The sequence below is a fragment of the Oceanobacillus sp. FSL H7-0719 genome, from assembly GCF_045040795.1.
GTDB lineage: Bacteria > Bacillota > Bacilli > Bacillales > Amphibacillaceae > Oceanobacillus.
In genome coordinates this window covers 1387553-1411639 of the sequence record NZ_CP150301.1, presented here as the reverse complement: position 1 = coordinate 1411639, position 24087 = coordinate 1387553, and the positions used below count along the sequence as shown (strand labels likewise).

Below are 24087 nucleotides of genomic sequence, written 5' to 3'. Positions count from 1 at the left end.
TTTTCTCATGGAATTCTATTGTTGAAGAGCAAGAATAAACTAGTTGCTTTTTATTTCGCAGGAGTCTGCTAAAATATGTAGATTTTTAAATAATTGAATGGTCAAGTACTAAGCTTTGTATTCATTTATAATTTTCTTCGTTTCGTCTATAGACATAAGTGATAAATATAGAATAAGGAAAAGGAGGAAGGGCAATGACTGCAGAAGTAGTAGTAATGAATAAACGTGGTATTTCACTGGCAGCCGACAGTGCGATAACCAGTGGAAGGGAAGGCGTGCAAAAGGTATATAATACAGCTAATAAATTATTCTCCTTATCAAGTGAACATCCAATTGGGGTTATGGTATATGGTGCCGCATCTTTTATGGAGGTTCCGTGGGAGGTAATCATTAAAGCGTACAGGGATAAACTTGGCAGCCAAAAATTTGCGGATTTAACAGATTATGCGGCTGACTTTTTAAATTTTTTAAGAGAGGATGAACGTTTTAGAAAGAGAGAAGTAGAGGAGATAATTATTTATCGCACGTTCTCAGATATATTAAAACGGCTCGTCAAGGAAGTTGAAGAGAGAATTGCAGCGGAAAGCAGTAATAGTGAAGCGGTTTCTCCAGAACAAGTCAGTGATTGGTTAGCAGAAAATGTAAATAGAAGGATAAACTATTTTGAAAAGGAAGATAGCACCTTTCTAGATTTGAATTTTGAAACCTTTAAAGAGAAGTTCGGTGAAGTAATAAAAGAAGTAAAAGATGAGCTTATTTTATATGAGGTACCAAGTGATTTAAGAGAAAAATTTTACGTGCTTGCTTATGAAGCAATAAAACATGATTATTTCAGCGTTGGGAGCACTGGTTTAGTGATTGCTGGATATGGAGAAAACGAAATATTTCCTCATTTATTAAATTACCGGCTGGAAGGTTTCGTATTCAATCAGCTGAAATATAAGAAACTCAAGGAAAAGCAAATTAGTTACACAGCAAATAAAAAAGATGGTACAGCTTCGATTACTGCTTTTGCACAGCGGGAAATGGTTGATTCATTTATTGGTGGAATGGAACCGAATATGGAGGATGTTATATTCGACATCATTTTTAAAGTGTTAAAAGCATATCCAGAACAGATTCAAAAACATTTATCAATTGATTTTACAAATGAACAAGTTACAAAAATACAAAGACTGGGTAAAGAAGTGTATGAGTCAATTGAAGATGCAGTAAGGGAATACCAGCAAACGAATTATATTGAACCATTATTTAGTGTTGTAAGATCTCTGCCAAAGGAGGAGCTTGCAGATATGGCTGAAACGCTCGTAAGTCTTACTTCATTTAAGCGCCGTGTATCGAGGGCTACAGAGTCTGTCGGCCCGCCAGTCGATGTTGCGATAATTACAAAAGGTGATGGTTTTGTATGGATGAAAAGAAAAAATTACGTGAATCCTGAAATCAATGCACGATTATAACTGCGGAAAAGAGGTGAGAAGCTGTGCTGTCTAAAGAAAAGAATTCAAAAAATGATACGTATTTCAGTTTACCGACTGAGGATCGGATTGACCTTGAGTTAGAGACTAAAGAAAAAGAAGAGAAAGAAATTACGGCTGAAAAAGTATTCAATAAACTGGATGAGAAAAATAAATAAACCGAATGAGTACAGATTTATAGAGTAAAACAGAATGATAAAACCAGTTGAAAAAATATCTAAATCAGATTTTCATGTTTAGGAATTTTATAATGTGGAATTAAATTACTGTACAGGCAAGATTATCAAATATTGAGAGGAGTTATTAATAATGGCTAAGAACAATAATGGTAAGATGTCTCGTGAAGAAGCAGGAAGAAAAGGTGGAAGAGCTACTTCCCAGAATCATGACCAGGAATTCTATGAGGAAATCGGTCAAAAAGGCGGAGAAGCAACATCCAAAAATCATGACCAGGATTTCTACGAGGAAATTGGTCAGAAAGGCGGAGAAGCGACTTCGAAAAATCATGACCAAGAATTCTATGAGGAGATTGGCCGAAAAGGCGGAGAAGCAACTTCTCGTAATCATGACCAAGAATTCTATGAGGAAATTGGTCAAAAGGGTGGAGAAGCAACGTCGAAAAACCATGATCAAGAGTTCTACGAAGAAATTGGTGAAAAAGGCGGAAATGCTCGTGCCCGCCAGCGTAAAAACAATAATAACAACAATTCATAATTAAATATAAGTTTAAATGTATTAGAAGGAAAAAGAGGTTAATCTCTTTTTCCTTCTTTTCTTTGAAATATAACTTTCATTCAAGCCGGGTCAGGATTTAATTTTAAAGTAGAGCTTATCTAGCATGATATAAATCCTAAAAATTTTAATACATATTATGGGTGTGAGGATCAAGTTTAATAGAAAGCAGTTCTATTAACTATTTTAGTGGGAAAATATCACTTAATTGAGAACCGGAAATAGTGTATAATGATATAGTATATATTATAGAAGGAACAGACTGAATAAAACATCTTGAATTATGGTGAAAACTAGATAGTTAAAGGGTTTCTCAGTTTCTTTCTATATATATCAATATAGATTTTGCATAGGAGGGACAGTTTATTTCATCTTTTGGCTGGCAGCATCGTTGATAATTTAAGATAAACCTTATAATGAAGGGTTTCTTCGCTTTTAAATCAGTCTTATTGCATGAAAATCACAAGAGTTGATTATTAATTTGAAATGCTTTAAGATTGGAATGAGTATAGATTGAGAATGAAAGTTTCATCTCGAAAATAGAAAAAAGCATTTGGAGGTAATGGTTATGGCAGGATCAGTATTAGAAATTAAAAATCTTCATGTTTCTATTGAAGATAAAGAAATCCTTAAAGGAGTCGACCTTACAATTAAAGGTGGAGAATTCCACGCAATTATGGGGCCGAACGGAACAGGTAAATCAACACTAGCTTCTGCGGTTATGGGACATCCATTATATGAAATTACAGAAGGTAGTATTACTTTAGATGGTGAAGATGTACTAGAAATGGAAGTAGATGAGCGTGCTCGTGCTGGTCTGTTCCTAGCAATGCAATATCCAAGTGAAATCAGTGGAGTTACTACTTCTGACTTTTTGCGCACAGCGATTAATGCGCGTCGTGAAGAAGGAGATGAAATTCCACTAATGAAATTCATCAAAGAACTAGATGAAACACTAGATTACCTTGAGATTGATAAGAGCATGGCTACTCGTTACCTGAACGAAGGTTTCTCAGGTGGAGAAAAGAAACGTAACGAGATTCTTCAGCTTATGCTGTTAAAACCAGAGATCGCTATTTTAGATGAAATTGACTCAGGACTAGATATTGACGCATTGAAAGTAGTTTCAAAAGGAATTAACAAAATGCGTAACGATAATTTTGGTACGTTGATTATTACGCACTACCAACGTTTACTAAACTATATTACACCGGACTATGTACACGTAATGATGCAAGGCCGAGTTGTAAAATCTGGTGGACCAGAGCTGGCTAAGAAATTAGAAGCTCAAGGTTACGAATGGATTAAAGAAGAGTTAGGTATTGAAGACGAGACTGTTGGGCAAAATGCGTAAACGTTAGGAGGAGTAATATGACTGTGGACACAAAGCTGTCATTTGACAAGGCTTATATCGATCAGTTTTCAAAGGATAGAAACGAGCCAGACTGGATGCGTGACTTCCGTCTGGATGCTATAGAGCGGGCTGAGACCCTTGAAATGCCGAAACCGGACAAAACAAAGATTAGAAACTGGAATTTTACAGATTTCAACCATGAATTTAAGACAGGGGAAGCTGTATCTTCAGTAAAAGACCTTCCTGAAGAAATCAGAGACTTCTTTGACGAAGATAAAGCTCCTGAAAACTTGCTGATTCAAAGAAATCATTCTGTAGCTTATCAATCACTAGATAGCAAGCTTAAAGAAAAAGGTGTAATCTTCACTGATATCTTTACAGCAGTTCGCGAGCATGGCGATTTAGTGAAAAAGTACTTTATGACAGATGCAGTTGCAGTTGACGAGCATAAGCTTACTGCACTACACGCTGCTCTAGTAAATGGAGGTATTTTCCTTTACGTACCAGAAAATGTACAGATTGAAGAACCAATCCAAACAATCTTCTGGCAGGAAGATCCTAAAATTACTTTAGTGAATCACGTTATTGTTGTTGCTGATAAAAACAGTTCATTGACATATGTCGAGAATAACTTGTCTCATTCTAGTGAGAATGAAACAGTGGCAAGCATTATTACGGAAGTTTTTGCACATGACAATGCACAAGTTGCATTTGGTGCGGTTGATAACTTTGCTGCAAACACAACAACTTATGTTACGCGTCGCGGCGTAGCTGATCGTGATGCTACACTTGATTGGGCATTAGGTCAAATGAATGATGGAAATACCATATCAGAAAACATCACACGACTAGTAGGGGATAACTCTACATCTCAAGCGAAAGCTGTTTCGGTTGGGAGAGGAAATCAAACACAAAACTTCACATCTGTAATGAACCAATACGGTAAAAACACAGATGGTTTTATTTTACAACGTGGGGTAATGACTGAAGGTTCTACTGCAATATTCAACGCAGTTGGTAAAATAGAGCATGGTGGAACAAAAGCAAACTCTGAACAAGAATCACGTGTATTGATGCTGAGCGAAAATGCTCGTGGAGACGCGAACCCGATTCTTCTTATCGATGAAGATGATGTTACAGCGGGACACGCTGCATCAGTAGGACGCGTTGATCCATTGCAAATGTACTATTTAACAAGTCGTGGTTTAACAACAGAAGAAGCACAGCGACTATTAATCCATGGATTCCTTGATCCGGTAGTATCTCAATTACCAATTGAATCAGTAAAACAACAATTGAAACAAGTAATTGAAAGGAAAATTAACTAATGGATGTTCAAGCCATTAGAGAACAATTTCCAATCCTGGATCAAGAGGTAAATGGGTATCCCTTAGTATATTTAGATTCATCTGCTACTTCTCAAAAACCGGCTTCGGTTATTGAGGCGGTGAATAAATATTACAGTGAAAATAACTCTAACGTGCATCGTGGAGTGCATACTTTGGGAACGCGTGCGACTGATCAATACGAAGGTGCACGTGAAAAGGTACGCGACTTTATCAATGCAAAAAGTACAGCGGAAATTATTTTCACAAGAGGAACAACTACTTCCCTTAACATTGTGGCTTCAAGCTATGCTCGTGCGAATTTAAAACCGGGTGATGAAATTGTTATTACGCCTATGGAACACCATAGTAATATTATACCTTGGCAGCAAGCAGCGAAAGCAACAGGAGCAACATTAAAGTATGTTCCGCTGCTTGATGATGGAACAATTTCATTAGAAGATGTGAAGGAAACAGTTACGTCTCAAACGAAAATTGTAGCTATAACTCATGTTTCTAATGTACTTGGTACAATCAATCCAATTAAAGAGATTGCTAAAATAACCCATGATCAAAATGCAATACTTGTTGTGGATGGAGCACAAGGCATTCCACATATGGAAGTAGATGTTCAAGAGTTGGATTGTGATTTCTATGCATTTTCTGGACATAAGATGTGTGCCCCAACAGGAATAGGCGTTTTATACGGTAAACGTGAACTATTGGAAAACATGGAACCTGTGGAATTTGGCGGGGAAATGATTGATTTTGTAAATCTGTATGATTCAACCTGGAAAGAGCTTCCGTGGAAATTTGAGGCAGGAACACCAATCATTGCTGGTGCAATTGGTTTGGCTGCAGCAATTGACTTTCTTAAAGAGGTTGGACAGGATAATATATTAAAGCATGAACAAAAACTGGCGAAATATGCAATGGAACAAATGCGTACAATTGATGGCATCTCCATCTATGGTCCAGAAGACCGTGCAGCACTCGTGACTTTTAACTTGGATGAAGTACACCCGCATGATACTGCAACAGTATTAGATGCTGCCGGAATTGCGGTGCGTGCAGGTCATCATTGTGCCCAGCCGTTGATGAAGTGGCTGGATGTTACAGCTACTGCTAGAGCTAGTTTTTACCTGTACAATACAGAAGAAGATATTGATCGACTCGTAGCAGGACTCTTGAAAGCGAAGGAGTATTTTGGCGATGTCTTTTGATAATTTAGATACACTATACAGACAAGTCATTATGGATCACTATAAGAACCCAAAAAATCGTGGAACAATTGATGGTGATGCATTGACTGTAGACATGAACAACCCGACTTGTGGAGACCGGATTCAGCTTCAGCTTCAGCTTGAAGATGGAATCGTAAAGGATGCTCGTTTTGAAGGAGAAGGCTGCTCAATCAGCTTGTCTTCTGCTTCAATGATGACACAAGCTATTAAGAACAAGCCAGTTAAAGAAGCATTAGCAATGTCAGAAGTGTTTTCTGATATGATGCTTGGCAAAGATGTAAATGCAGACGACTTTGACCTTGGCGACATTCAAGCGCTTCAAGGTGTATCCAATTTTCCAGCACGCATTAAATGCGCAACATTGGCATGGAAAGCGATGGAAAAAGGAGTACACGAAGAAGAATAGGGTAATTGTTTTTCGAATACCTAAGGAGGTTAAACAATGGCGAAGAATATACCAGAAATGGAAGATTATAAATATGGTTTCCACGACAAAGACGTATCCGTTTTCCGTACTGAAAGAGGATTAACGCGTAAGGTCGTTGAAGAAATCTCTAAAATGAAAGATGAGCCACAATGGATGCTTGATTACCGTTTGAAAGCGTTGGAGCATTTCTATGCTCGTCCAATGCCACAATGGGGTGGAGATCTTTCAGAATTAGATTTTGATGAAATTATTTACTATGTAAAACCATCTGAAAAACAAGGTAGAACATGGGATGAAGTACCTGAGGAAATCAAACAGACTTTTGATAAACTTGGAATTCCAGAAGCAGAACAAAAATACCTTGCAGGTGTGTCTGCACAGTACGAATCTGAGGTTGTATACCAAAGCTTGAAGGAAGACTTAAGAGAATTGGGCATCATCTTTAAAGATACAGATTCAGCATTAAAAGAAAATGAAGAACTATTTAAAGAGTATTTTGGTAAAGTAGTTCCTTATTCTGATAATAAATTCTCAGCTCTAAACTCTGCTGTTTGGTCTGGAGGATCGTTTATCTATGTGCCTAAAGGGGTGCAAACCTCTACACCGCTTCAAGCGTATTTCCGTATTAATACGGAAAATATGGGACAGTTTGAAAGAACATTAATCATCGTTGATGAAGGTGCATCTGTTCACTATGTAGAAGGATGTACTGCTCCAACATACAGCTCCAGCTCACTTCACAGTGCGGTTGTTGAGATTATTGTTAAGAGAGATGCATACTGCCGTTATACGACAATCCAAAACTGGTCGAACAACGTTTATAATCTGGTAACAAAACGTGCTACGGTAGATGCGAACGGTACAATGGAATGGATCGATGGAAACCTCGGTTCTAAATTGACAATGAAATATCCTGCAATCCTTCTAAAAGGAGAAGGTGCAAGAGGAAATACGATGTCAATCGCTCTAGCTGGCAGAGGGCAATTGCAGCATGCTGGTGCGAAAATGCATCATTTAGCACCAAATACTTCTTCTACAATCGTTTCTAAGTCTATTTCTAAGAACGGTGGAAAAGTATCTTATCTTGGTCTTGTTCACTTTGGACGCAAGGCTGACGGTGCACGTGCAAACATTGAGTGTGATACATTAATTATGGATAACGAATCTACTTCAGATACAATTCCATATAATGAAATCTTAAATGATAACATCTCTCTTGAGCACGAAGCAAAAGTTTCCAAGGTTTCTGAAGAGCAATTATTCTATCTGATGAGCCGTGGATTAAATGAAGAAGAAGCTACTGAAATGATCGTAATGGGCTTCATCGAGCCATTTACGAAAGAACTTCCAATGGAATATGCAGTAGAAATGAACAGACTCATTTCTCATGAAATGGAAGGTTCTATTGGTTAATTCTTTAAAGTGGCAGGTATACCAAACTGTATTGAAAAAATGGGAAAATAAAACGTGCTAGTCGAAGCCAATTTACATTTCCGTTTATTAAAGAAGGCGAACATATAAAGTTCGCCTTCTTTTGTTTTTCATGTAATATAGAAGAATGTACCGTGAAGGAGGAGAGAGAAAATGCAGAAAAATACATCTGTGTTCTGTATGGGGGAGTTACTAATTGACTTTTATTGTAAAGATACCGGGAATAATTTAGAAACAGGAAAATTATTCGAAAAGCAGGCTGGAGGTGCTCCTGCTAATGTGTGTGCAACAATTGCAAAATTAGGTGGAACAGCAGCCTTTAGCGGAAAAGTTGGAAATGATCCCTTTGGCAGATTCTTGCAAAAAACATTACAAGAGCAGGGTGTCGATACTTCTATGCTTTTACTGGATGATGTTCATCCGACCACACTAGCTTTTGTCTCCTTAATGGAAAATGGGGAAAGAGACTTTATTTTTCACCGAGGAGCAGATGCATTTTTACTTGAAGATGAAGTCGATCAGGAATATGTAAAGGAAACAGCTATTCTCCATTTTGGTTCAGCAACAGCTTTATTGGATAATCCTTTTCAATCTACATATCTTAACACAATGAAAACTGCAAAAGAGAATGGTAAATTCATTTCATTCGACCCTAACTATAGAGAAGATCTTTGGAAAGGAAACATTGAAGAATTTACTGAATTAGCGAAACAGGGGTGTGCAGCTGCAGATTTTGTCAAAGTCAGTCAAGAAGAGTTAGAAATCATTACTAATGAAAGTGATTTAAAGGCAGGTGTTCAGATACTGCATCAAGTTGGGGCTTCTTTTGTTACTGTAACGTTGGGTAAAGATGGCACATTTATATCTGATATATTGAATCAAGAAATCATTCCAAGCATAGAAATCAATTCCATCGATACAACCGGTGCGGGAGATGCATTTGTTGGTGCAACGCTGTATCATCTAGCACAAGCTGATGAACCCAAAGCTGTTTTGAAGAATTTTAAACAAATGAAAGAAATAACATATATAAGCAATAAAGTTGCTGCAGTCGTTTGTACCAGAGTGGGAGCATTTACTGCTCCAGCTTTGCATGAAGTCCTGTAAGCAGCAATTAACAATATTATATATCAGAAATCAATCGACTCACCTCTTCCAATCCTGGGCATATACTGCTTACATCTGAAGTTTGGGAGGGGAAAATGTGTCGGAATACGTTCATTCTGTAAAACAATGGTGTGACGAAGCATTGCAATATTATCAGGAAATAAGCAGTGAGCTGAGAGAACAAGCAGACGCAAAAAGTTTAGAACAATGGGAACAGCGACTATTGCAATTTAGGGAAGAACTTTCTCAAAATAAAACTTTACAGGATTCCATAGTCTTTGAACGTGGCAAAGAATTAAATTTACAGTTAAATTCTTTTCTTCAAACGAGGGAAAGTAGACAAATGGAGACTGAACGAGCAGAGAATCGGTTAACGGTTGTTGAAATAGGTGGACATGTGCTGCCGCCGCTTCCCTATAGATATGATGCACTGGAGCCTTATATCTCTCGGGAAATAATGGAGTTACACCATGATAAGCATCATCGCAGCTATGTCGATGGATTAAATAAAGCTGAAAAGGAAATGCAGCAAGCAAGATTGTCTGGCAACTTTGATCTTATCAAGCATTGGGAAAGGGAAGCTGCTTTTAATGGTGCTGGCCACTATCTCCATACTATATTTTGGAATAATATGCATCCAAGCGGAGGCGGTAAACCTGCTGGAGAGTTAATGAAAGCAATCAATGAGGCTTTCGGGGGATTTGATGCTTTCAAAAAGCATTTTACAGCAGCAGCTGACAAGGTTGAAGGTGGCGGATGGGCAATTTTAGTCTGGTCTCCTCGTTCCAGGCGTCTGGAAATCTTACAGGCTGAAAAACATCAGAACCTTAGCCAGTGGGATATTGTTCCAATTCTTGTTCTCGATGTTTGGGAACATGCATATTATCTCCAATATAAAAATGAAAGAAAAAAATATATAGATAACTGGTGGAATATAGTAAATTGGAGAGATGCTGAAAAGAGATTCAAAGCAGCTCAGAAGTTAAAGTGGGAGCCATTTTAAATATAACCAGACAGATAAGACCGTTTCATGCATTGGCATGTTCGGTCTTTTTTGCTGGAAAATTATAATACATACTAAAAAAAGATTAATCTCCTCTCTTAAAGGAAGTGCTAAGCAAAATTCTAATTTACTTGACTCACTATCTTTTAGCAACGAACGGTGCACTATTTGGCTTTAGTAAACCACTGGCACACCTAGCTCGCTTAAGCACACAGGAACTTATTGTGTGGACAGGCTGCTCCATACTGAAAAGTTTGTTTAGTGTGATCATTATATTGTCCCAATAAATAAAGAACTCATTTTTTAGACTAGCAACTGAAAATACAGCTAAATGCAGGCTAAAAGCTAAACTAGTCAATCGTGTCATTCGAATCATTTTAAGTCATACGTTATAAAGCTTTAAACATAAATCATTGAATTGGAAGTTTTTGCTCATACTAGTATAAACAAAGCTTTTCAAGTAAAGTCTTGTCTTTAAAGGAGGAGAAGTGAATGTATAAAGAAGTACTGAATAGCACTGCTCATCGCGATTATCCATTGCCGGATAAACCTTGGATAATGACCCAAAAGTGGAATGACTTACTATTCATGCATTTTCCAGTATCTCAAAATATACTTGCTGCACAGCTTCCGAAAGGGATTGAATTAGATACGTTTGAGGGGAATTCCTGGATTTCAATCACTCCATTTAGAGTAACGAATATGCATTTTCGGAATATGCCCCCGTTGCCATTAATACATTCCTTTATAGAAATAAATGTACGAACGTATGTAAAGAGAAATGGCGTACCAGGTGTATTTTTTTTATGTATGGATGTGAATAATTTGCCTGCAGTTCTTGGAGCTAGAATCGCTGCCCTGCCTTATTTTTATGCGAAAATGAATATGAAAAAGAAAAAAGATACAATTCATATTGAATCCATACGAAAAAATACATCAGATATTGCCTTAAAGGGATCGTACAGACCTGCATCTGCAGCATACTTTCCTGAGCGCTCCAGTCTGACTTATTGGCTAATGGAACGCTATTTTCTTTGGTCATCTAGAGGAGATACCTTATTCAGAGGAGATATCCATCATATGCAGTGGAAAGTTCAAGATGCTGAAGTTATTATCGAAAAGCAAAATTTGCTTCCCGACTTGCCAGATCATTCGATACTTGGAAACCCTATTTTTCATCTGGCGGATACGAAGCGAGTGCTTGTTTGGCCAATCAAGAAAGTAAAGTGAGTGAAGGAATGAATTTAATATTAATAATAATGCTACTCTACATTAATCTTGTCCCTCTTGAATAAAATAGAATACATGTCCAAATGAAAGGAGGGTTGTCTTGAAATCATTTTTTGTTAAAAATGCTCTCGTATTATCAGGTAGTCTTATTCAAGGATTTGGAATGGGGTTATTTTTATTTCCACATTTTATTCCTTCTGGTGGAGCCGGAGGGATAACTGTATTGTTAAATTATTGGTTTGGTATCAGTATGGGTACGGCTCTTTGGCTTGTGAATTTTATCTTATTATTAGCAGGTGTAAAATTTTTGGGTAAACGGTTTGCACTTTGGACAATTGTCGCTATTACGATGACTTCTATTTCAGTTGATTTATTTGAACAAGTTGGTATAGGAAACAGAATGTTATTAGTTGATCTTATTTTAGGTTCTATTTTTTTAGGCGCCGGTATCGGAATACTTATGCGTCAAGGTGTCTCCAATGGTGGCATTGGAGTGGTTGCCTTAATTATCTCCAGGAAACGCAACATATTACCTGGGCGCCCATTATTTTCGATTAATTTCTTTATATTTTTATTTACTGCTGTAATCATTGATTGGAAAATTATTTTACTTGCACTTATTAGTCAATGGATTTCAACAATGGTAGTCAATATTATAATGCAATTATCATCTCAGCAAATCTATACTTTTGACTGGCGGAAAAAAGCATAATTTGATTTATACATATTTATACTTAATTATTTTCTTTTTATGTTTTTTTCCGTCCATGCCTTTAACGTGGATAAGCAATAGTACAAGTAAACAAACTAAAAATGTAAATGCAGCAATTGATAAAAACATACCTGTACGTGACCATTCCATCAGGCGCGTAAATACCGGTGGTCCCAAGGCCACCCCAAGAAAACGAACAGAGCCATATAGTGAAGAAACAAAACCTCTTCGTTCCTTCCCAACTGCTCCGGTTATCAAGCTGTTTACACAAGGTAAAGTCAGACCTGTACCAAGACTGCTTAACGCTAATATGATTAAAAATGGAACCAGCTGTTCTACCGTGACAAGCAGGGAATAGGAGATTGTCATACATAATAATCCTATAATCGATAATCTTTTCATTTTTTCTAGATTGCTCCCAATTTTACTTCCGGTAATGTAAGAGGTCGTTACCATTACAAGTAATGGTATGGCTAATATAAGACCTTTAGGAGCTCCATCGATATTATATTTCGTTTCCAATATATCTGATAAGTAAAAAAGGATTCCAAATAAAGTGAATAAACATGTTCCTCCAGCTAAATATGCTGTAAAAAGCCATCTTCCTTCATGTTTGAATACACTAAGGAGACCCCTTACATATTTCCTGAATGGCGGAGGAACTTGCCGATTGCTTTTTTCCTTAACAAAAATCCAGACTAAAATCACGGAAATAATACTTAATACAGGAAAGACGAAAAAAACGGAATGCCAGACAATTAATGCCAAGAGTGAACCGAGAATAGGGGATAATACCTTTCCAAGTCCATTTGATGCCTCAAAAATACCGAGAATCCGACTGCGCTCTCCACTTCTAAATAAATCTCCTATTAAAGCCATTGCAATAGGAGCTCCTCCAGCTGCTCCTATTCCTTGCAAGCTTCTTCCAACAATAATCCAGACATATGAGTTTGAAAAAACAGCTGCACCTAGACCAGCAAGCAGCGCACCGCCGGCAAAAAGGATTAATGACGGAATGATGATTATTTTTCTAGAGTAACGATCTGACAGGTAGCCAACTATTGGAATCATAAGAGCGGCTGCTATAGAAAATACGGTGATTGTCAGGCTTACCTGTAACTGAGTTAAGCCCAAAGAAGATTTCATTTCTGGGAGTATTGGGATTAACATAGAATTTCCTAATGTCATCATAAGTGGGATTGACCCAATTGCAACAATTAGCATTCCCTTATTTTTCTTTTTCAATGTCGTGCACTCCTTATGGAAATACTATTTTACATTAATTGGGGGTGTAACCAGCCACCCTTTTTCTTTTGATAAGTTGATTATTTTTTGCTCATATTCTTCTTTCTGAGAATAAAATTCACTAAACATAGTACGAATGTCTTCATGGATAACGATTCCAGTAACATAGCTGCATAATTGTCTTCCTGTAATCAGCTCATTCTGCACAAAAATAGCTATTTCTGGATCGTGAAACCGTGCACCTGCGGGAATATCTTCTACTTCTACATTAGGCCTGTCCGGCGGGGCTGGCGGCAAGCGAATTCCAGCTTCTTTTAAAATAGCTTCGACTTGTTGTGCTTCCTGTTCAAAACAACTTTCAACCAGTTCTTCTAAGTTGGCTTTCAAGTCGTGATCTCCAGTATGATTGATGAATACTTGCATTTTGACGAGTAAGTTTTTATTGCTGTAAAGATAAGCCCAAAGATGATAAATTTCTCCTGAATGAAAGGGCTCTTCGGTTGTTTTATTAATGCCCATAAAAATCCCTCCTGTTTTATGCCTGTTTAGTTTTCCTTCAAAGCTTAGATATTATCCATTAATAAAATCGATAATAAAAATATTGATACGGACAGGAACCTAGTTTTGTTTTATTCATAGGCTAACATCAAATAATGAAATGAATCATAAGGAATGAACTGTAGAATGAAAAAAAGAGTGATAGTAAGTGTTTTTATGCTTTCGATGATACTTATTTTTACAGGGTGCAGCCAACAGAATAATGCATCAACAAGTGCAGAACAAGATAAAGTAATTAACATTGGTTATCAAAAAAACGGACCCTTGGTCATATTAAAATCACTTGGAACATTAGATGAGCGCTTAGAAAAAATGGGTTATACCGTGGAATGGAATGAATTTCAAGCTGGTCCGCTTTTAGTAGAAGCTTTAAACGCTGAGAGTATTGATTTTGGAAGAACTGGAAATGTACCAGTAATATTTGCACAAGCTGCTGGTGCCCCTTTTGTATATATTGCAGCTGGATATTCTAAATATGAGGGCAGTGGCATACTGGTGAGGAAGGATTCAGATATCGTGCAATTAAAAGATTTAAAAGGAAAGACAATAGGATTTTCAAAAGGTTCGAGCTCTCATTATTTACTTGTAAAGGCCTTGCAAAAGGTTGGTCTAAGTCTGGATGATATAACTTCTGCATACCTTAACCCCGGAGACGCAAGGGTTGCCTTTGAACAAGGCACAATTGATGCTATCGCGGTGTGGGATCCATATGTTGCGTCAACAGAGCTTCATTCAAATGGAAAAGTTATAGCTAATGGAGAAGGGTTGACGACTGACCGGGATTTTTTTGTTGCGACGAAAGACTTTCAAACAAAACATGGTGAAGTGATTGATATTATTTTAGAGGAACTTGACTCATCTTCTAAATGGGCAAATGAAAATCATGATAAACTTGTTGAGCTGTTGGCTCCGATTTTAAATATTGATAAAGAATCTATTCAAATGTCCGTCGAACGCCGCGTTTATGGAGTGGAAGAGATAACAGATGCAATTATTGATGAACAGCAAGAAATAGCCGACATCTTTTATGAACTAAAAATCATACCGGAAGAACTAAATGTAAGAGATGTTATAAACTAGGATAAATTTATTTTACAAAGGAAGGCTAATCAAAAGCAGCAGTACATCTGTTAACAATGAGGTGGGAATCTGTATGAACAGGAGTGAAGATGCTTCTTGGGGAAGAGTTTTGCCATGGTTTATTCCTTGTTTTATCATTGTTGGATGGCAATTATTATCATGGGCTGGAATGATCCCAGAAAGAATACTGCCCGCTCCATCAAAAATAATTGAAGCAGCGCTTAAAATGATGGTAACCGGAGAATTATACGATCATATGTCCATCAGTCTCAGCAGGGCATTGGCCGGTTTTCTAATCGGAGGACTGATTGGTTTTTTATTTGGCTTATTTAATGGGGTTTTTCGTATTTCTGAACTCGTTTTTGATACGTCAATACAAATGTTGCGCAACATTCCCCATCTAGCCCTTATACCCCTTGTCATTCTCTGGTTTGGAATTGGAGAAACTTCAAAGATATTCCTCGTAGCATTGGGAGTGTTATTTCCAGTGTATATCAATACGTATCATGGAATAAAATCAGTAGATAAAAGTTTAATCGAAATGGGTAAAGCATACGGTTTGAAGGGGAAAAAACTGTTTTTTCATGTAATCTTACCAGGGTCAATGTCATCAATTCTGGTCGGTATCAGATTTTCTTTAGGTGTCATGTGGTTAACTTTAATTGTTGCTGAAACAATTTCTGCTAGTTCGGGTATTGGGTATATGGCAATGAATGCGCGAGAGTTTATGCAAATGGATGTCATTTTATTAAGTATTTTAATCTACGCTGCATTTGGGAAGGTATCAGATGTGATTGCGAGATACTTTGAAACGAAATTACTAAAATGGAATGCATAGCAAGGGATAAGAAAGCAGGTTCTTCAGGGGAGGTAAAAGCATTGAAAGACGTTTATCAGCAAGGGGTAAATGTCCATGTAAATGACGTTAATAAAAGGTATGAAGATCATATTGTATTAAATCGGCTCGATTTAACTATAAAGGCAGGAGAATTTGTGGCAATTGTTGGCAAGAGCGGGTGTGGCAAAAGTACGCTATTACGGCTAATTGCCGGTTTAGAAGATTTTGAGGATGGTTCTATCGAATTGGACGGAAAATCATTGCATGGGTTAAATGAAAACGCGCGAATGATGTTTCAAGATGGCAGATTACTTCCATGGAAGCGGGTAATAGACAATGTAAGTCTAGGCTTGACTGCAGATAGTAAGCATAAAGCAGCCGAAGCATTATCACAAGTAGGACTGCAAGAAAGAATGAATGATTTCCCCTCTAAGTTGTCAGGCGGGCAAAAACAGCGGGTTGCATTGGCTAGAGCGCTTGTCCATGATCCAGACTTATTATTATTAGATGAACCTTTAGGTGCGCTTGATGCACTTACTCGCATGGAAATGCAAGAATTAATTGAAGCATTATGGAAGCGCAGGAAGTTTACAACCATTCTTGTAACTCATGATGTGGAAGAGGCTGTTGCGATATCTGATCGAGTAGTGTTAATTGGGAACGGTAAAATGAAGCTAAACCAACCGATTCATTTACCTAGACCGCGCAAACGGACAAATCCGGCATTTGCTATGTATGTGGAAGAGATTCTCTCGCAAATCATGAATAGAGAAAGAAAGGATAACTACAGTATTCTATTTCGTCAGGGTATGGAATCACTTCTTAACTCCGTAAATAATTAAGGCAACTCCAAGGAAAATTAAAAAGAATTTGCCAAATGATATTTTATAAGACATTCCAATAATGCCAATTGCAGTTGTAAGGAGAAGCACTAATGGACCAATGAAAGCCAGCGAACTATTTATCATGAGAGCTTTTTCTACTTCATTAAATTTTATCATTAACAAGGCTGCAAGTATTTCAATTGATCCAGAAAGCAAACGCAATAATGCCATTCCGATAACGGCTTTTTCTAATAAGGCAAACATATAATTACCCTCCACTACTCTATGTATTATTGAAATTATATGCATAACTTGTCCATTTAAGGACCAATTTTATGTTTATGTATTTACTGCCCTTGCTCAAGAATGAGTAAGGGTTGTTATATTTGAGAAACAAAAGACAGGTTGAAATTATTCAGATTTAATATTGCATGTACATGTATAAGAATGTTTTATACAGTAAAACTAAGCGCATGAAGGAGGAGATATTCGAATGGACTGGGATTTATTATGGAAAGCGATAATTATAGTTGTTGGTGGAACGATTCTGTTGCGGTTTGCAGGAAGAAAATCGATTTCCCAAATGACACTTGCACAAACTGTAATAATGATTGGAATTGGTTCATTACTTATTCAGCCGATAGCAGGGGAAGGTATTTGGAGTACATTATTGGTCGGGTTATTTTTAGTGCTGACCTTAATCGTGATCGAGCATATGCAGGTGAAGTGGGATTCCTTCGAAAAGCTTATTCAGGTAGGTCAAAGATTTTAATTGCCAACGGTATCATTCAAGTAAAAACCTTGAAAAAAGTTAGATTAACGGTAGATCAACTGGAGATGAATCTTCGTCAACAAAGTGTTCAGCGAATAGAGGACGTTCAGTGGGCAACATTAGAAGCAAACGGACGCGTTGCATTGGTTCTAAAAGAAGATGCACAGCCGATTACAAAAAGGGAGTTCAAACAATTAACCAGTATGCTGGAACAAACATTGAACGAACTTAATCTTTATTCTGATACAGGGAAAATAATACAACAAAAGAAAGCCGCATCTTCAAAGCAGCAAGAAACAATCTTTGCGGAGGTCCAAAGAAAGGCTCATAAAAATACACCTCCGAAACAATTGCGATAAAAGCGACAATTATTAAAAGTTATAAAAAGGTTTATTCTATAAGGAATAAATATCTTCTAAAATTGACTTAACAGAAGCGAGTTCAAGTCTGAGATTTATTGAATCTTGTTCCTTAGCCGCTGCAATAAGATTATTGATACTTTGATATAATCCTTCATATTCATCTTCATCACCGATTAATTGTATCTTCCATTTATTTTCACTATATATATCTTTCAGTTCTTCTGCTTGTAGTGTAATTTTATTCCAATTTAACTGATCTAATGCCTGCTCAAGTTCATCGATATGTTGAAAGAAATACTCTCCTCCAACTTGATTAGAACATCCTGAAAGCATGATGAATAGAAGTGCAAGCAAGATTATTCTTTTTTTTATTTTTAGTCTCTCCTTATTTTTTATGTATGGTTACATATAGATTGCCCCATAATAAACAAAATACGTGCTAAGTTTTCAGAAAGGTTGAGAATTTAATAATGCCTGAGATGATATTAATTTTAATCCGCTCAATAACAGCATTTCTCTTATTATTGATATTGACGCGGATTATGGGGAAAAAGCAAATTTCACACCTTACTTTCTTTGATTACTGTGTCGGTATTACCATTGGTTCGATAGCCGCAACTTTATCAGTGGATCAGAACGTTAAAATAGTTAATGGATTAGTATCTTTAACTGTTTGGGGGCTTCTTCCAATTATTCTTGCATACATAGGTGTAAAATCAATGGCCTTCTCAAGAGTAATGGATGGCAAAGCAATCATATTAATTCGAAATGGGGAAGTATTATATAAGAATCTAAAAAAGAGTTTGTTAACAATTGATGAATTACTAATGTTATTAAGGGAGAAGGGTACATTTAAAGTTGCTGATGTGGAAATGGCTGTTTTTGAAACAAATGGACAGCTGAGTGTCATGCTCAAAACGAATCGACAACCTGTGACACCGCAAACAATGGGAATCACAATACAACTGGAAGAAGCGCCAAAAGTTTTAATTATGGATGGAATCATTCAAAAGAAAAGTATCAAAGATCTTGGTTATTCGAAGGAATGGCTGGAAACAGAAGTACAGAAATATGGAGCTAAAGAAATAAAAGACGTGTTTTTAGCTCAAATAGATTCCAAAGGCAGGATGTATGTAAATTTATATGAAGGATAAAGACTCCAATTTTTAGGAGGATAATGGATGAAATAAAGGTTAATTGTACATCATTTATTTTGCAGGATTCATGTGGTTAGATTCGCGTTAATTAGGAGATGGATGTATGGACCAATATTTAATGCCAGTAATTGTTGGAACGCTTGTAGGCCTTGTTGCAAGGGTAATCTTATTACGAACAGACTTCAGACAATACCCCACATATCCAACTGGAAGAATTATTCATATCTCAGCAGGGTTTATTGCAGCTTTTATAGGAGCAGTAGCGGTTCCTTCTGTCTTGGAATCGGATTGGACTGCTGTTACCTTTCTAGGATTGGCAGCAACCCAATTTCGGGAAATACGTAAAATGGAAAGAGAAACACTTGAAAAAGTAGACAGAAAAGAGTTAGTAGAGCGTGGAGAGTCTTTTATTGAGGGGATGGCACAAGCATTTGAAGGCAGAAATTATATTGTTATGTTTATCGCTCTAATAGCTACATTACTCTGCATTTACAATGTATGGCTGGGAATTATTATCGCAATTGCAGGCACTTTTTTTATTAAAACGAAAATGAAAGGAAAACTGTTAACAGATATTGCTGATGTTTCGCAAGGTGATATTCGCTTTGAGGGCCCTAATCTTTTTGTCAGCGATATCCATATTAAAAACGTCGGATTATCAGACAGTAAGAAGATTATTACAGAAAAAGCAGTAGGTGCAATCGTAATACCTAAAAATGAGAACAGTGTCCTTATTATATCTAATTTAGGTCAAAGACAAGCGATGCTCCATCATGTGGCGAATGTTCTCGGAGTCTATTTAGATTCTGGTGAACCAGATTTTGTTCCTCTCTCAAAAAGAGATATGGAGGACGGGAGAGTAGCATTATTTATTATGCCAAGGGAGAAAGATTTTCACCAAATAAAAACAGTGTTAGAAAATGTCCCTGTACTTGATAGTGCTATCCGTTTACCCAGTGAAGCGGACAAAGGGAAAAAATAAAAGGAGAAATCGATATGCAGGAAAATGGAAGTCAAATTATTGCTATCGTAACAACGGAAAAGGAGAATCTTAAAGGCGGCGGGGTGCCAGTTTTTATTACGAAGGATAAGGACTCTCTGCAAATGATCAGTTTTACACTTGAAAAAACGTTAGATGCATCAGCCCATGAAGTAGATCAGGATACAATGATTATTGTAAAGCGTTAGCTGGTCATTAGCAGTTAATCAAGCAAATTAAATAATCAGCGGTTAAAAGCAACTGTAAAAGATACAGTTGCTTTTAAATAAGAAAATACACGTATCTAAATGCTTACTTTTTCTAGTTTTGTAAATGCTTGCTTCAGGTCTTCAATAATATCCTGGACATTCTCAACTCCAACAGAAAAACGTAATAATCGTTCATCTACTCCTCGACGAATTCGCTCATCAAGTGGAATATCTGCATGGGTTTGGGTTGTCGGGTACGTAATAAAACTTTCTACACCACCCAGACTTTCTGCAAAGGTAATCAGCTGTATACTTTGCAGAAAGGGGGCGATGTAGTTAGAATCCCGAAGACGGAAGGAGAGCATGCCGCCAATACCTGGATACAGTACCTCGCTGACAACGGGTTCATTCTTTAAATAAGCGACAACTTCTTTTGCGTTTTGTTGGTGCTTGTCCATTCTTAAAGCTAATGTCTTCAAACCTCTGACAAGCAGCCATGAATCAAAGGGCGAAAGGACTGCTCCTGTATCGTTGTGATTTTTTGCCAAGGAAGCACAAAGTACTTTCCCTTTACCTACAACGAGTCCTGCTAGCACATCATTATGCCCGCCAATATATTTTGTTGCACTATGAATAACGATATCTGCCCCTAAGTCTATAGGACGCTGGAAATAAGGAGTTAAAAATGTATTGTCTACAATAAGCAATAAATCATATTGCTTTGCTAACCCAGCGAATGCAGCAATATCAATTTCCAGCATAAGTGGATTTGTTGGTGTTTCGATAAAAATTGCTTTTGTTTTGCTGGTGATTAATTTTTCTGTTTCAGAGACATCAGTAAAGTCGGCGTAGTTTGTTTTAATATTATACTTTTCTCCATATTGCTCAAGTAAACGATATGTTCCTCCATAAACATCTTCAGATAAAATTAATTCATCCCCAGAGCGGAAAAGGGACAAAACAAGTTGAATTCCAGCCATTCCTGAACTGCAGGCAAATCCTGCATCACCATTTTCTAAGCTTGCAATCCCTTCTTCTAATATTGCTCTTGTTGGATTTTTGGTACGCGTATAGTCATAGCCTGTTGATTTTCCAAGTCCCTGATGTTCATAGGCTGTAGATAAATAAATAGGTAAGTTTACGGCACCAGTTTTTTCATCTGAATGATTTCCCAGCTGCACTAAATTCGTTTCAATACTTCTGCTCATAATAACATCCTTTCTAAAGTAATAAAAAAAGACCATCTATAAGAAGAAGGTCTCTAAATTCGAAAACAATCCACTTATCTTTAAGGTGATAAATCACCTATTGGAATTAGCACCTTGACCTAAACTAAATAGCCGGTTGCTGAGACTTCATAGGGCCAGTTCCCTCCGTCTCTCTTGATAAGAAAAAAATATGAAATTTTTAAAATTTGAATTATTTTAATCTTAGTATAATAATTAAGGTATTGCAAGCAAAAAACCGGAGAATACTCTCTTTTAAAGTGCAATAAGTTTAAACACTGCATGCTATAAACTATAAATAAGGAAAAAACTGTTACCTGAACATACTCCGCTTTCCATTGTAAGCCGGTCACTAATAAGTACGGGTTCATATAGCCGTTGCTGCTCCGAGCGAGTCGGAGCAGATGTAATGTGGAAAGACTTTCTGAATGTCATAAGATATATTAATTGTGGCTAAATTATTTTAATGTTAAGATACGATGTTATAGTTTCTTATTAAAAAGTGATAAGATAGAAAATAAGTATTAAAGGATGGATGTGGGTAATTTTGGTATTTATTATTTGTATACTCATCGGATTATTGACAGCATTTATCGGCTCGCTTATGGGACTTGGCGGGGGAATTATATTAGTTCCGACATTGCTGTTCATTGCTTCTATTTCAGATGCTTTTGCATGGGCAACACCACAGACAATCGTTGGTGTATCACTAATAGTCATGATTTTTACAGGACTTTCATCAACACTCGCTTATTTAAAAGTAAAGCGTGTTGACTATAAGACTGGCTTGCTATTTTTAATAGGAAGTATTCCTGGCGGAGTTATTGGCTCATGGCTGAATCAATATGTTGATGGTGATGCTTTTCAGCTTTACTTTGGAATAGTTATGATTTTAATTTCGCTGCTTTTGTTTATTAAAAAGAAAGATCCCGAAAAAGCTGAACTAACTGGGAACAACGTGCGTACTTTTGAACTAAATGGAGTTACATATCGATATAAAGTTAAAAAATCACTTGCAATTATATTGGCACTGACCGTAGGAATCTTATCTGGATTATTTGGAATTGGCGGAGGTTCGATTATGGTTCCTGCAATGATTCTATTATTTGGCTTCCCGGTACACATCGCTGCTGCGACATCAATGTTTATGATTTTCTTTGTAAGTATCTTTAGTTCAATTACACATATTGCACTTGGTCATATTGCGTGGGGATATGTAATATTCTTTATTCCGGGTGCCTGGATTGGCGGGAAACTTGGCGCAAAGGTAAATCAAAAGCTTTCAGGCAATGCACTAGGATGGATTTTACGAGTGCTGCTTATCTTTATTGGTATTCGCATGATTATTCAAGGCTTGGGTTAAGGAGCATGGTTCATGAAAGAAAAAATTTATTTATATTATACGAATGATTTGCATAGTGACTTTTCTCAATGGTCACGAACTGCAGGTTATCTGAAAAACTTGAAAAAGAAACGAGAAATAAGAAATGATGCTTATTTTTTAGTTGATGCGGGCGATCACATGGATCGAGTTCATCCAATTTCCGAAGCATTTATGGGGAAAGCAAATGTTCAGCTGATGAATGAAGTCGGCTATGACATTGTAACATTAGGAAATAATGAAGGGATTACACTTTCACATGATGATTTATATCAACTTTATAATGATGCTGCCTTTGATGTAGTTTGTGCTAATTTAAAGCATATGAAGGAACAGCCGCCCAATTGGCTGCTTGAGTCAAAGATAGTACAAACAAAATCAGGTATAAGTATTGGATTTATCGGACTTTCAGCACCGTTTAATGCGTTTTATGAATTACTCGGCTGGCATCTTACTGTACCATCGGAAGAGTTAGAAAAACAATTACAAAAATTGAAAGGGAAAACAGATGTCATTGTTTTGCTTTCTCATTTAGGAATAACAGAAGACCAAGAATTGGCAAGAAAATATGCCGAAATCGATGTAATTATTGGTGGGCACACACATCATTTACTGCGTACAGGAGAGTATGTAAATAACTCTGTAATTACAGCAGCTGGCAAACATTGCAAGTATGTAGGTGAAGTTATATTGACATGGGATCATGACGAAAAAAAACTGAACCATAAAGAAGCATATACTACAGATGTTTCTGATTATCCATATGATCCTGACACAGAAAAAATGCTTTCCGGCCTGCAAGCAGAAGCTGATAAGAGACTAGATGAAATCGCAGTAACACTTGATGAACCACTTGAAGTACATTGGTTCAAGCATACACCAATCATGCAAGCCTTAACAGAATCTGTTAAGGCTTGGACTAAAGCAGATTGTGCTCTCTTAAATGCAGGGCTGCTAATGGATCATTTTCCTTCTGGAAATGTAACCTATGGAGATTTGCACCGAATCTGTCCACATCCAATCAATCCAGTAGTTGTCAAACTAAGGGGCGATGAATTAATGGAGGTAATTCGTGCATCTTTCAAAAGTGATTTTATGGAACTGAAATTAAAAGGATTTGGATTTCGCGGGGAAGTAATTGGCCGCATGCACTTTGCAGGACTTGATGTTGCTACAAAAATACAAGAAGATGGATATGAATTAGTTACTGAAGCAGTGTTTAACAATGGGGCTCCAATTGACCGTGATAAAAATTACCTTGTTGCTACTGCTGATACGTTTACTTTTGGACGTTTACTTCCGGAAATTGCGAGGTCAGAAGTAAAACAGTACTTTCTTCCAGAATTCTTGAGAGACTTATTAGGCGACGCCTTGCAAAGCTTCATTAATAAGCCAAAATCAACATAAGTATTTTGA

Annotated in this window: 27 protein-coding genes and 1 riboswitch; of the genes, 22 read left to right on the top strand and 5 right to left on the bottom strand. The window is 37.0% G+C overall.

What is annotated here, in order from left to right; translation table 11 throughout:
• Positions 1–194: 194 nt before the first annotated feature.
• The 12 genes from NST93_RS07530 to NST93_RS07475 all read left to right on the top strand — a co-directional run bounded on the left by NST93_RS07530 (position 195) and on the right by NST93_RS07475 (position 12040).
• Positions 195–1457 (top strand): hypothetical protein, encoded by a 1263-nt coding sequence (locus tag NST93_RS07530; RefSeq protein ID WP_405102750.1) that lies wholly within the window; start codon positions 195–197, stop codon positions 1455–1457.
• Between the two features lie 23 nt (positions 1458–1480).
• Positions 1481–1633, top strand: a complete 153-nt coding sequence (locus NST93_RS07525; RefSeq protein ID WP_405102748.1) for a hypothetical protein — start codon at positions 1481–1483, stop codon at positions 1631–1633.
• A gap of 151 nt (positions 1634–1784) precedes the next feature.
• The gene (gene gsiB, locus NST93_RS07520) at positions 1785–2189 is read left to right on the top strand and encodes a glucose starvation-inducible protein GsiB (protein WP_405102746.1); all 405 of its coding nucleotides are present in this window, start codon (positions 1785–1787) and stop codon (positions 2187–2189) included.
• A gap of 586 nt (positions 2190–2775) precedes the next feature.
• The gene (sufC, locus tag NST93_RS07515; protein WP_405102744.1) at positions 2776–3561 is read left to right on the top strand and encodes a Fe-S cluster assembly ATPase SufC; all 786 of its coding nucleotides are present in this window, start codon (positions 2776–2778) and stop codon (positions 3559–3561) included.
• Positions 3562–3578: 17 nt separating this feature from the next.
• The gene (sufD, locus tag NST93_RS07510; RefSeq protein ID WP_405102742.1) at positions 3579–4889 is read left to right on the top strand and encodes a Fe-S cluster assembly protein SufD; all 1311 of its coding nucleotides are present in this window, start codon (positions 3579–3581) and stop codon (positions 4887–4889) included.
• Positions 4889–6109 carry a cysteine desulfurase gene (locus NST93_RS07505; protein WP_405102740.1) on the top strand — a complete coding sequence of 407 codons (1221 nt, stop codon included), beginning with the start codon at positions 4889–4891 and terminating at the stop codon, positions 6107–6109. The genes sufD and NST93_RS07505 overlap by 1 nt, the downstream gene beginning before the upstream one ends.
• A complete protein-coding gene (sufU, locus tag NST93_RS07500; RefSeq protein ID WP_405102738.1) occupies positions 6099–6536 on the top strand; it encodes a Fe-S cluster assembly sulfur transfer protein SufU in 438 nt (145 codons plus the stop codon). Before NST93_RS07505 ends, sufU begins: the two co-directional genes overlap by 11 nt.
• A gap of 36 nt (positions 6537–6572) precedes the next feature.
• Positions 6573–7970 (top strand): Fe-S cluster assembly protein SufB, encoded by a 1398-nt coding sequence (gene sufB / locus NST93_RS07495; RefSeq protein ID WP_405102736.1) that lies wholly within the window; start codon positions 6573–6575, stop codon positions 7968–7970.
• A gap of 171 nt (positions 7971–8141) precedes the next feature.
• Positions 8142–9095, top strand: a complete 954-nt coding sequence (locus NST93_RS07490; protein ID WP_405102734.1) for a carbohydrate kinase — start codon at positions 8142–8144, stop codon at positions 9093–9095.
• Between the two features lie 82 nt (positions 9096–9177).
• Positions 9178–10098, top strand: coding sequence for a superoxide dismutase (locus tag NST93_RS07485; RefSeq protein WP_405102732.1), 921 nt, complete (start codon positions 9178–9180; stop codon positions 10096–10098).
• Positions 10099–10590: 492 nt separating this feature from the next.
• Positions 10591–11328: a YqjF family protein gene (locus tag NST93_RS07480; protein WP_405102730.1), complete on the top strand. Its 738-nt coding sequence runs from the start codon at positions 10591–10593 to the stop codon at positions 11326–11328.
• A 100-nt stretch (positions 11329–11428) separates the two neighbouring features.
• Positions 11429–12040, top strand: a complete 612-nt coding sequence (locus NST93_RS07475) for a YitT family protein (protein WP_405102728.1) — start codon at positions 11429–11431, stop codon at positions 12038–12040.
• 6 nt (positions 12041–12046) lie between these two features.
• On the opposite strand, the gene NST93_RS07470 is transcribed toward NST93_RS07475, so the two are convergent.
• Together NST93_RS07470 and NST93_RS07465 are read right to left on the bottom strand one after the other, a co-directional pair.
• Positions 12047–13264, bottom strand: a complete 1218-nt coding sequence (locus tag NST93_RS07470; protein WP_405103794.1) for an MFS transporter — start codon at positions 13262–13264, stop codon at positions 12047–12049.
• A gap of 45 nt (positions 13265–13309) precedes the next feature.
• A complete protein-coding gene (locus NST93_RS07465; RefSeq protein ID WP_405102726.1) occupies positions 13310–13804 on the bottom strand; it encodes a DUF3231 family protein in 495 nt (164 codons plus the stop codon).
• A 165-nt stretch (positions 13805–13969) separates the two neighbouring features.
• Between NST93_RS07465 and NST93_RS07460 the strand changes: the two genes are divergently transcribed.
• From NST93_RS07460 to NST93_RS07450, 3 genes are all read left to right on the top strand, one after another.
• A complete protein-coding gene (locus tag NST93_RS07460) occupies positions 13970–14923 on the top strand; it encodes a sulfonate ABC transporter substrate-binding protein (RefSeq protein ID WP_405102724.1) in 954 nt (317 codons plus the stop codon).
• 73 nt (positions 14924–14996) lie between these two features.
• Complete coding sequence (locus NST93_RS07455) at positions 14997–15761, top strand: ABC transporter permease subunit (protein WP_405102723.1); 765 nt, start codon at positions 14997–14999, stop codon at positions 15759–15761.
• Between the two features lie 41 nt (positions 15762–15802).
• Positions 15803–16603 (top strand): ATP-binding cassette domain-containing protein, encoded by an 801-nt coding sequence (locus tag NST93_RS07450; protein WP_405102721.1) that lies wholly within the window; start codon positions 15803–15805, stop codon positions 16601–16603.
• On the opposite strand, the gene NST93_RS07445 is transcribed toward NST93_RS07450, so the two are convergent.
• A complete protein-coding gene (locus NST93_RS07445; protein WP_405102719.1) occupies positions 16577–16849 on the bottom strand; it encodes a YqhV family protein in 273 nt (90 codons plus the stop codon). The two genes, NST93_RS07450 and NST93_RS07445, sit on opposite strands and share 27 nt — an antisense overlap.
• A 229-nt stretch (positions 16850–17078) precedes the next feature.
• Between NST93_RS07445 and NST93_RS07440 the strand changes: the two genes are divergently transcribed.
• Both NST93_RS07440 and NST93_RS07435 read left to right on the top strand, forming a co-directional pair.
• Positions 17079–17357 carry a hypothetical protein gene (locus NST93_RS07440; RefSeq protein WP_405102717.1) on the top strand — a complete coding sequence of 93 codons (279 nt, stop codon included), beginning with the start codon at positions 17079–17081 and terminating at the stop codon, positions 17355–17357.
• Positions 17312–17716 carry a DUF421 domain-containing protein gene (locus tag NST93_RS07435; RefSeq protein WP_405103792.1) on the top strand — a complete coding sequence of 135 codons (405 nt, stop codon included), beginning with the start codon at positions 17312–17314 and terminating at the stop codon, positions 17714–17716. The genes NST93_RS07440 and NST93_RS07435 overlap by 46 nt, the downstream gene beginning before the upstream one ends.
• Positions 17717–17752: 36 nt before the next feature.
• Here the strand turns inward: NST93_RS07435 and NST93_RS07430 are convergent, their stop codons facing one another.
• Positions 17753–18073, bottom strand: a complete 321-nt coding sequence (locus NST93_RS07430; RefSeq protein ID WP_405102715.1) for a DUF4363 family protein — start codon at positions 18071–18073, stop codon at positions 17753–17755.
• 116 nt (positions 18074–18189) lie between these two features.
• Between NST93_RS07430 and NST93_RS07425 the strand changes: the two genes are divergently transcribed.
• The 3 genes from NST93_RS07425 to NST93_RS07415 all read left to right on the top strand — a co-directional run bounded on the left by NST93_RS07425 (position 18190) and on the right by NST93_RS07415 (position 20064).
• Positions 18190–18873, top strand: a complete 684-nt coding sequence (locus tag NST93_RS07425) for a DUF421 domain-containing protein (RefSeq protein WP_405102713.1) — start codon at positions 18190–18192, stop codon at positions 18871–18873.
• Positions 18874–18979: 106 nt separating this feature from the next.
• Positions 18980–19858, top strand: coding sequence for a YIEGIA family protein (locus NST93_RS07420; RefSeq protein WP_405102711.1), 879 nt, complete (start codon positions 18980–18982; stop codon positions 19856–19858).
• Between the two features lie 14 nt (positions 19859–19872).
• The gene (locus tag NST93_RS07415) at positions 19873–20064 is read left to right on the top strand and encodes a capping complex subunit for YIEGIA (protein ID WP_405102709.1); all 192 of its coding nucleotides are present in this window, start codon (positions 19873–19875) and stop codon (positions 20062–20064) included.
• 95 nt (positions 20065–20159) lie between these two features.
• Here NST93_RS07415 and NST93_RS07410 read toward each other — a convergent pair whose 3' ends face one another.
• Positions 20160–21275 (bottom strand): methionine biosynthesis PLP-dependent protein, encoded by a 1116-nt coding sequence (locus tag NST93_RS07410; RefSeq protein WP_405103790.1) that lies wholly within the window; start codon positions 21273–21275, stop codon positions 20160–20162.
• A 68-nt stretch (positions 21276–21343) separates the two neighbouring features.
• A riboswitch (SAM riboswitch) is annotated at positions 21344–21456 on the bottom strand.
• Between the two features lie 381 nt (positions 21457–21837).
• Here NST93_RS07410 and NST93_RS07405 point away from each other — a divergent pair.
• Positions 21838–22653 carry a sulfite exporter TauE/SafE family protein gene (locus tag NST93_RS07405; RefSeq protein ID WP_405102707.1) on the top strand — a complete coding sequence of 272 codons (816 nt, stop codon included), beginning with the start codon at positions 21838–21840 and terminating at the stop codon, positions 22651–22653.
• Positions 22654–22665: 12 nt separating this feature from the next.
• On the top strand, positions 22666–24078 hold the full coding sequence (locus NST93_RS07400) for a bifunctional metallophosphatase/5'-nucleotidase (protein ID WP_405102705.1): 1413 nt from the start codon (positions 22666–22668) through the stop codon (positions 24076–24078).
• The last annotated feature ends 9 nt before the right edge of the window (positions 24079–24087 follow it).

Bases quoted from the DNA above. Each gene is read 5' to 3' on its own strand.
- NST93_RS07480 (WP_405102730.1), top strand. From the start codon at position 10,591: ATGTATAAAGAAGTACTGAATAGCACTGCTCATCGCGATTATCCATTG.
- NST93_RS07530 (WP_405102750.1), top strand. From the start codon at position 195: ATGACTGCAGAAGTAGTAGTAATGAATAAACGTGGTATTTCACTGGCA.
- sufD (WP_405102742.1), top strand. From the start codon at position 3,579: ATGACTGTGGACACAAAGCTGTCATTTGACAAGGCTTATATCGATCAG.
- NST93_RS07470 (WP_405103794.1), bottom strand. From the start codon at position 13,264: ATGCTAATTGTTGCAATTGGGTCAATCCCACTTATGATGACATTAGGA.
- sufC (WP_405102744.1), top strand. From the start codon at position 2,776: ATGGCAGGATCAGTATTAGAAATTAAAAATCTTCATGTTTCTATTGAA.
- NST93_RS07460 (WP_405102724.1), top strand. From the start codon at position 13,970: ATGAAAAAAAGAGTGATAGTAAGTGTTTTTATGCTTTCGATGATACTT.
- NST93_RS07425 (WP_405102713.1), top strand. From the start codon at position 18,190: ATGCCTGAGATGATATTAATTTTAATCCGCTCAATAACAGCATTTCTC.
- NST93_RS07440 (WP_405102717.1), top strand. From the start codon at position 17,079: ATGGACTGGGATTTATTATGGAAAGCGATAATTATAGTTGTTGGTGGA.
- NST93_RS07420 (WP_405102711.1), top strand. From the start codon at position 18,980: ATGGACCAATATTTAATGCCAGTAATTGTTGGAACGCTTGTAGGCCTT.
- sufB (WP_405102736.1), top strand. From the start codon at position 6,573: ATGGCGAAGAATATACCAGAAATGGAAGATTATAAATATGGTTTCCAC.
- NST93_RS07400 (WP_405102705.1), top strand. From the start codon at position 22,666: ATGAAAGAAAAAATTTATTTATATTATACGAATGATTTGCATAGTGAC.
- NST93_RS07455 (WP_405102723.1), top strand. From the start codon at position 14,997: ATGAACAGGAGTGAAGATGCTTCTTGGGGAAGAGTTTTGCCATGGTTT.
- NST93_RS07465 (WP_405102726.1), bottom strand. From the start codon at position 13,804: ATGGGCATTAATAAAACAACCGAAGAGCCCTTTCATTCAGGAGAAATT.
- NST93_RS07505 (WP_405102740.1), top strand. From the start codon at position 4,889: ATGGATGTTCAAGCCATTAGAGAACAATTTCCAATCCTGGATCAAGAG.
- sufU (WP_405102738.1), top strand. From the start codon at position 6,099: ATGTCTTTTGATAATTTAGATACACTATACAGACAAGTCATTATGGAT.
- NST93_RS07415 (WP_405102709.1), top strand. From the start codon at position 19,873: ATGCAGGAAAATGGAAGTCAAATTATTGCTATCGTAACAACGGAAAAG.
- NST93_RS07490 (WP_405102734.1), top strand. From the start codon at position 8,142: ATGCAGAAAAATACATCTGTGTTCTGTATGGGGGAGTTACTAATTGAC.
- gsiB (WP_405102746.1), top strand. From the start codon at position 1,785: ATGGCTAAGAACAATAATGGTAAGATGTCTCGTGAAGAAGCAGGAAGA.
- NST93_RS07445 (WP_405102719.1), bottom strand. From the start codon at position 16,849: ATGTTTGCCTTATTAGAAAAAGCCGTTATCGGAATGGCATTATTGCGT.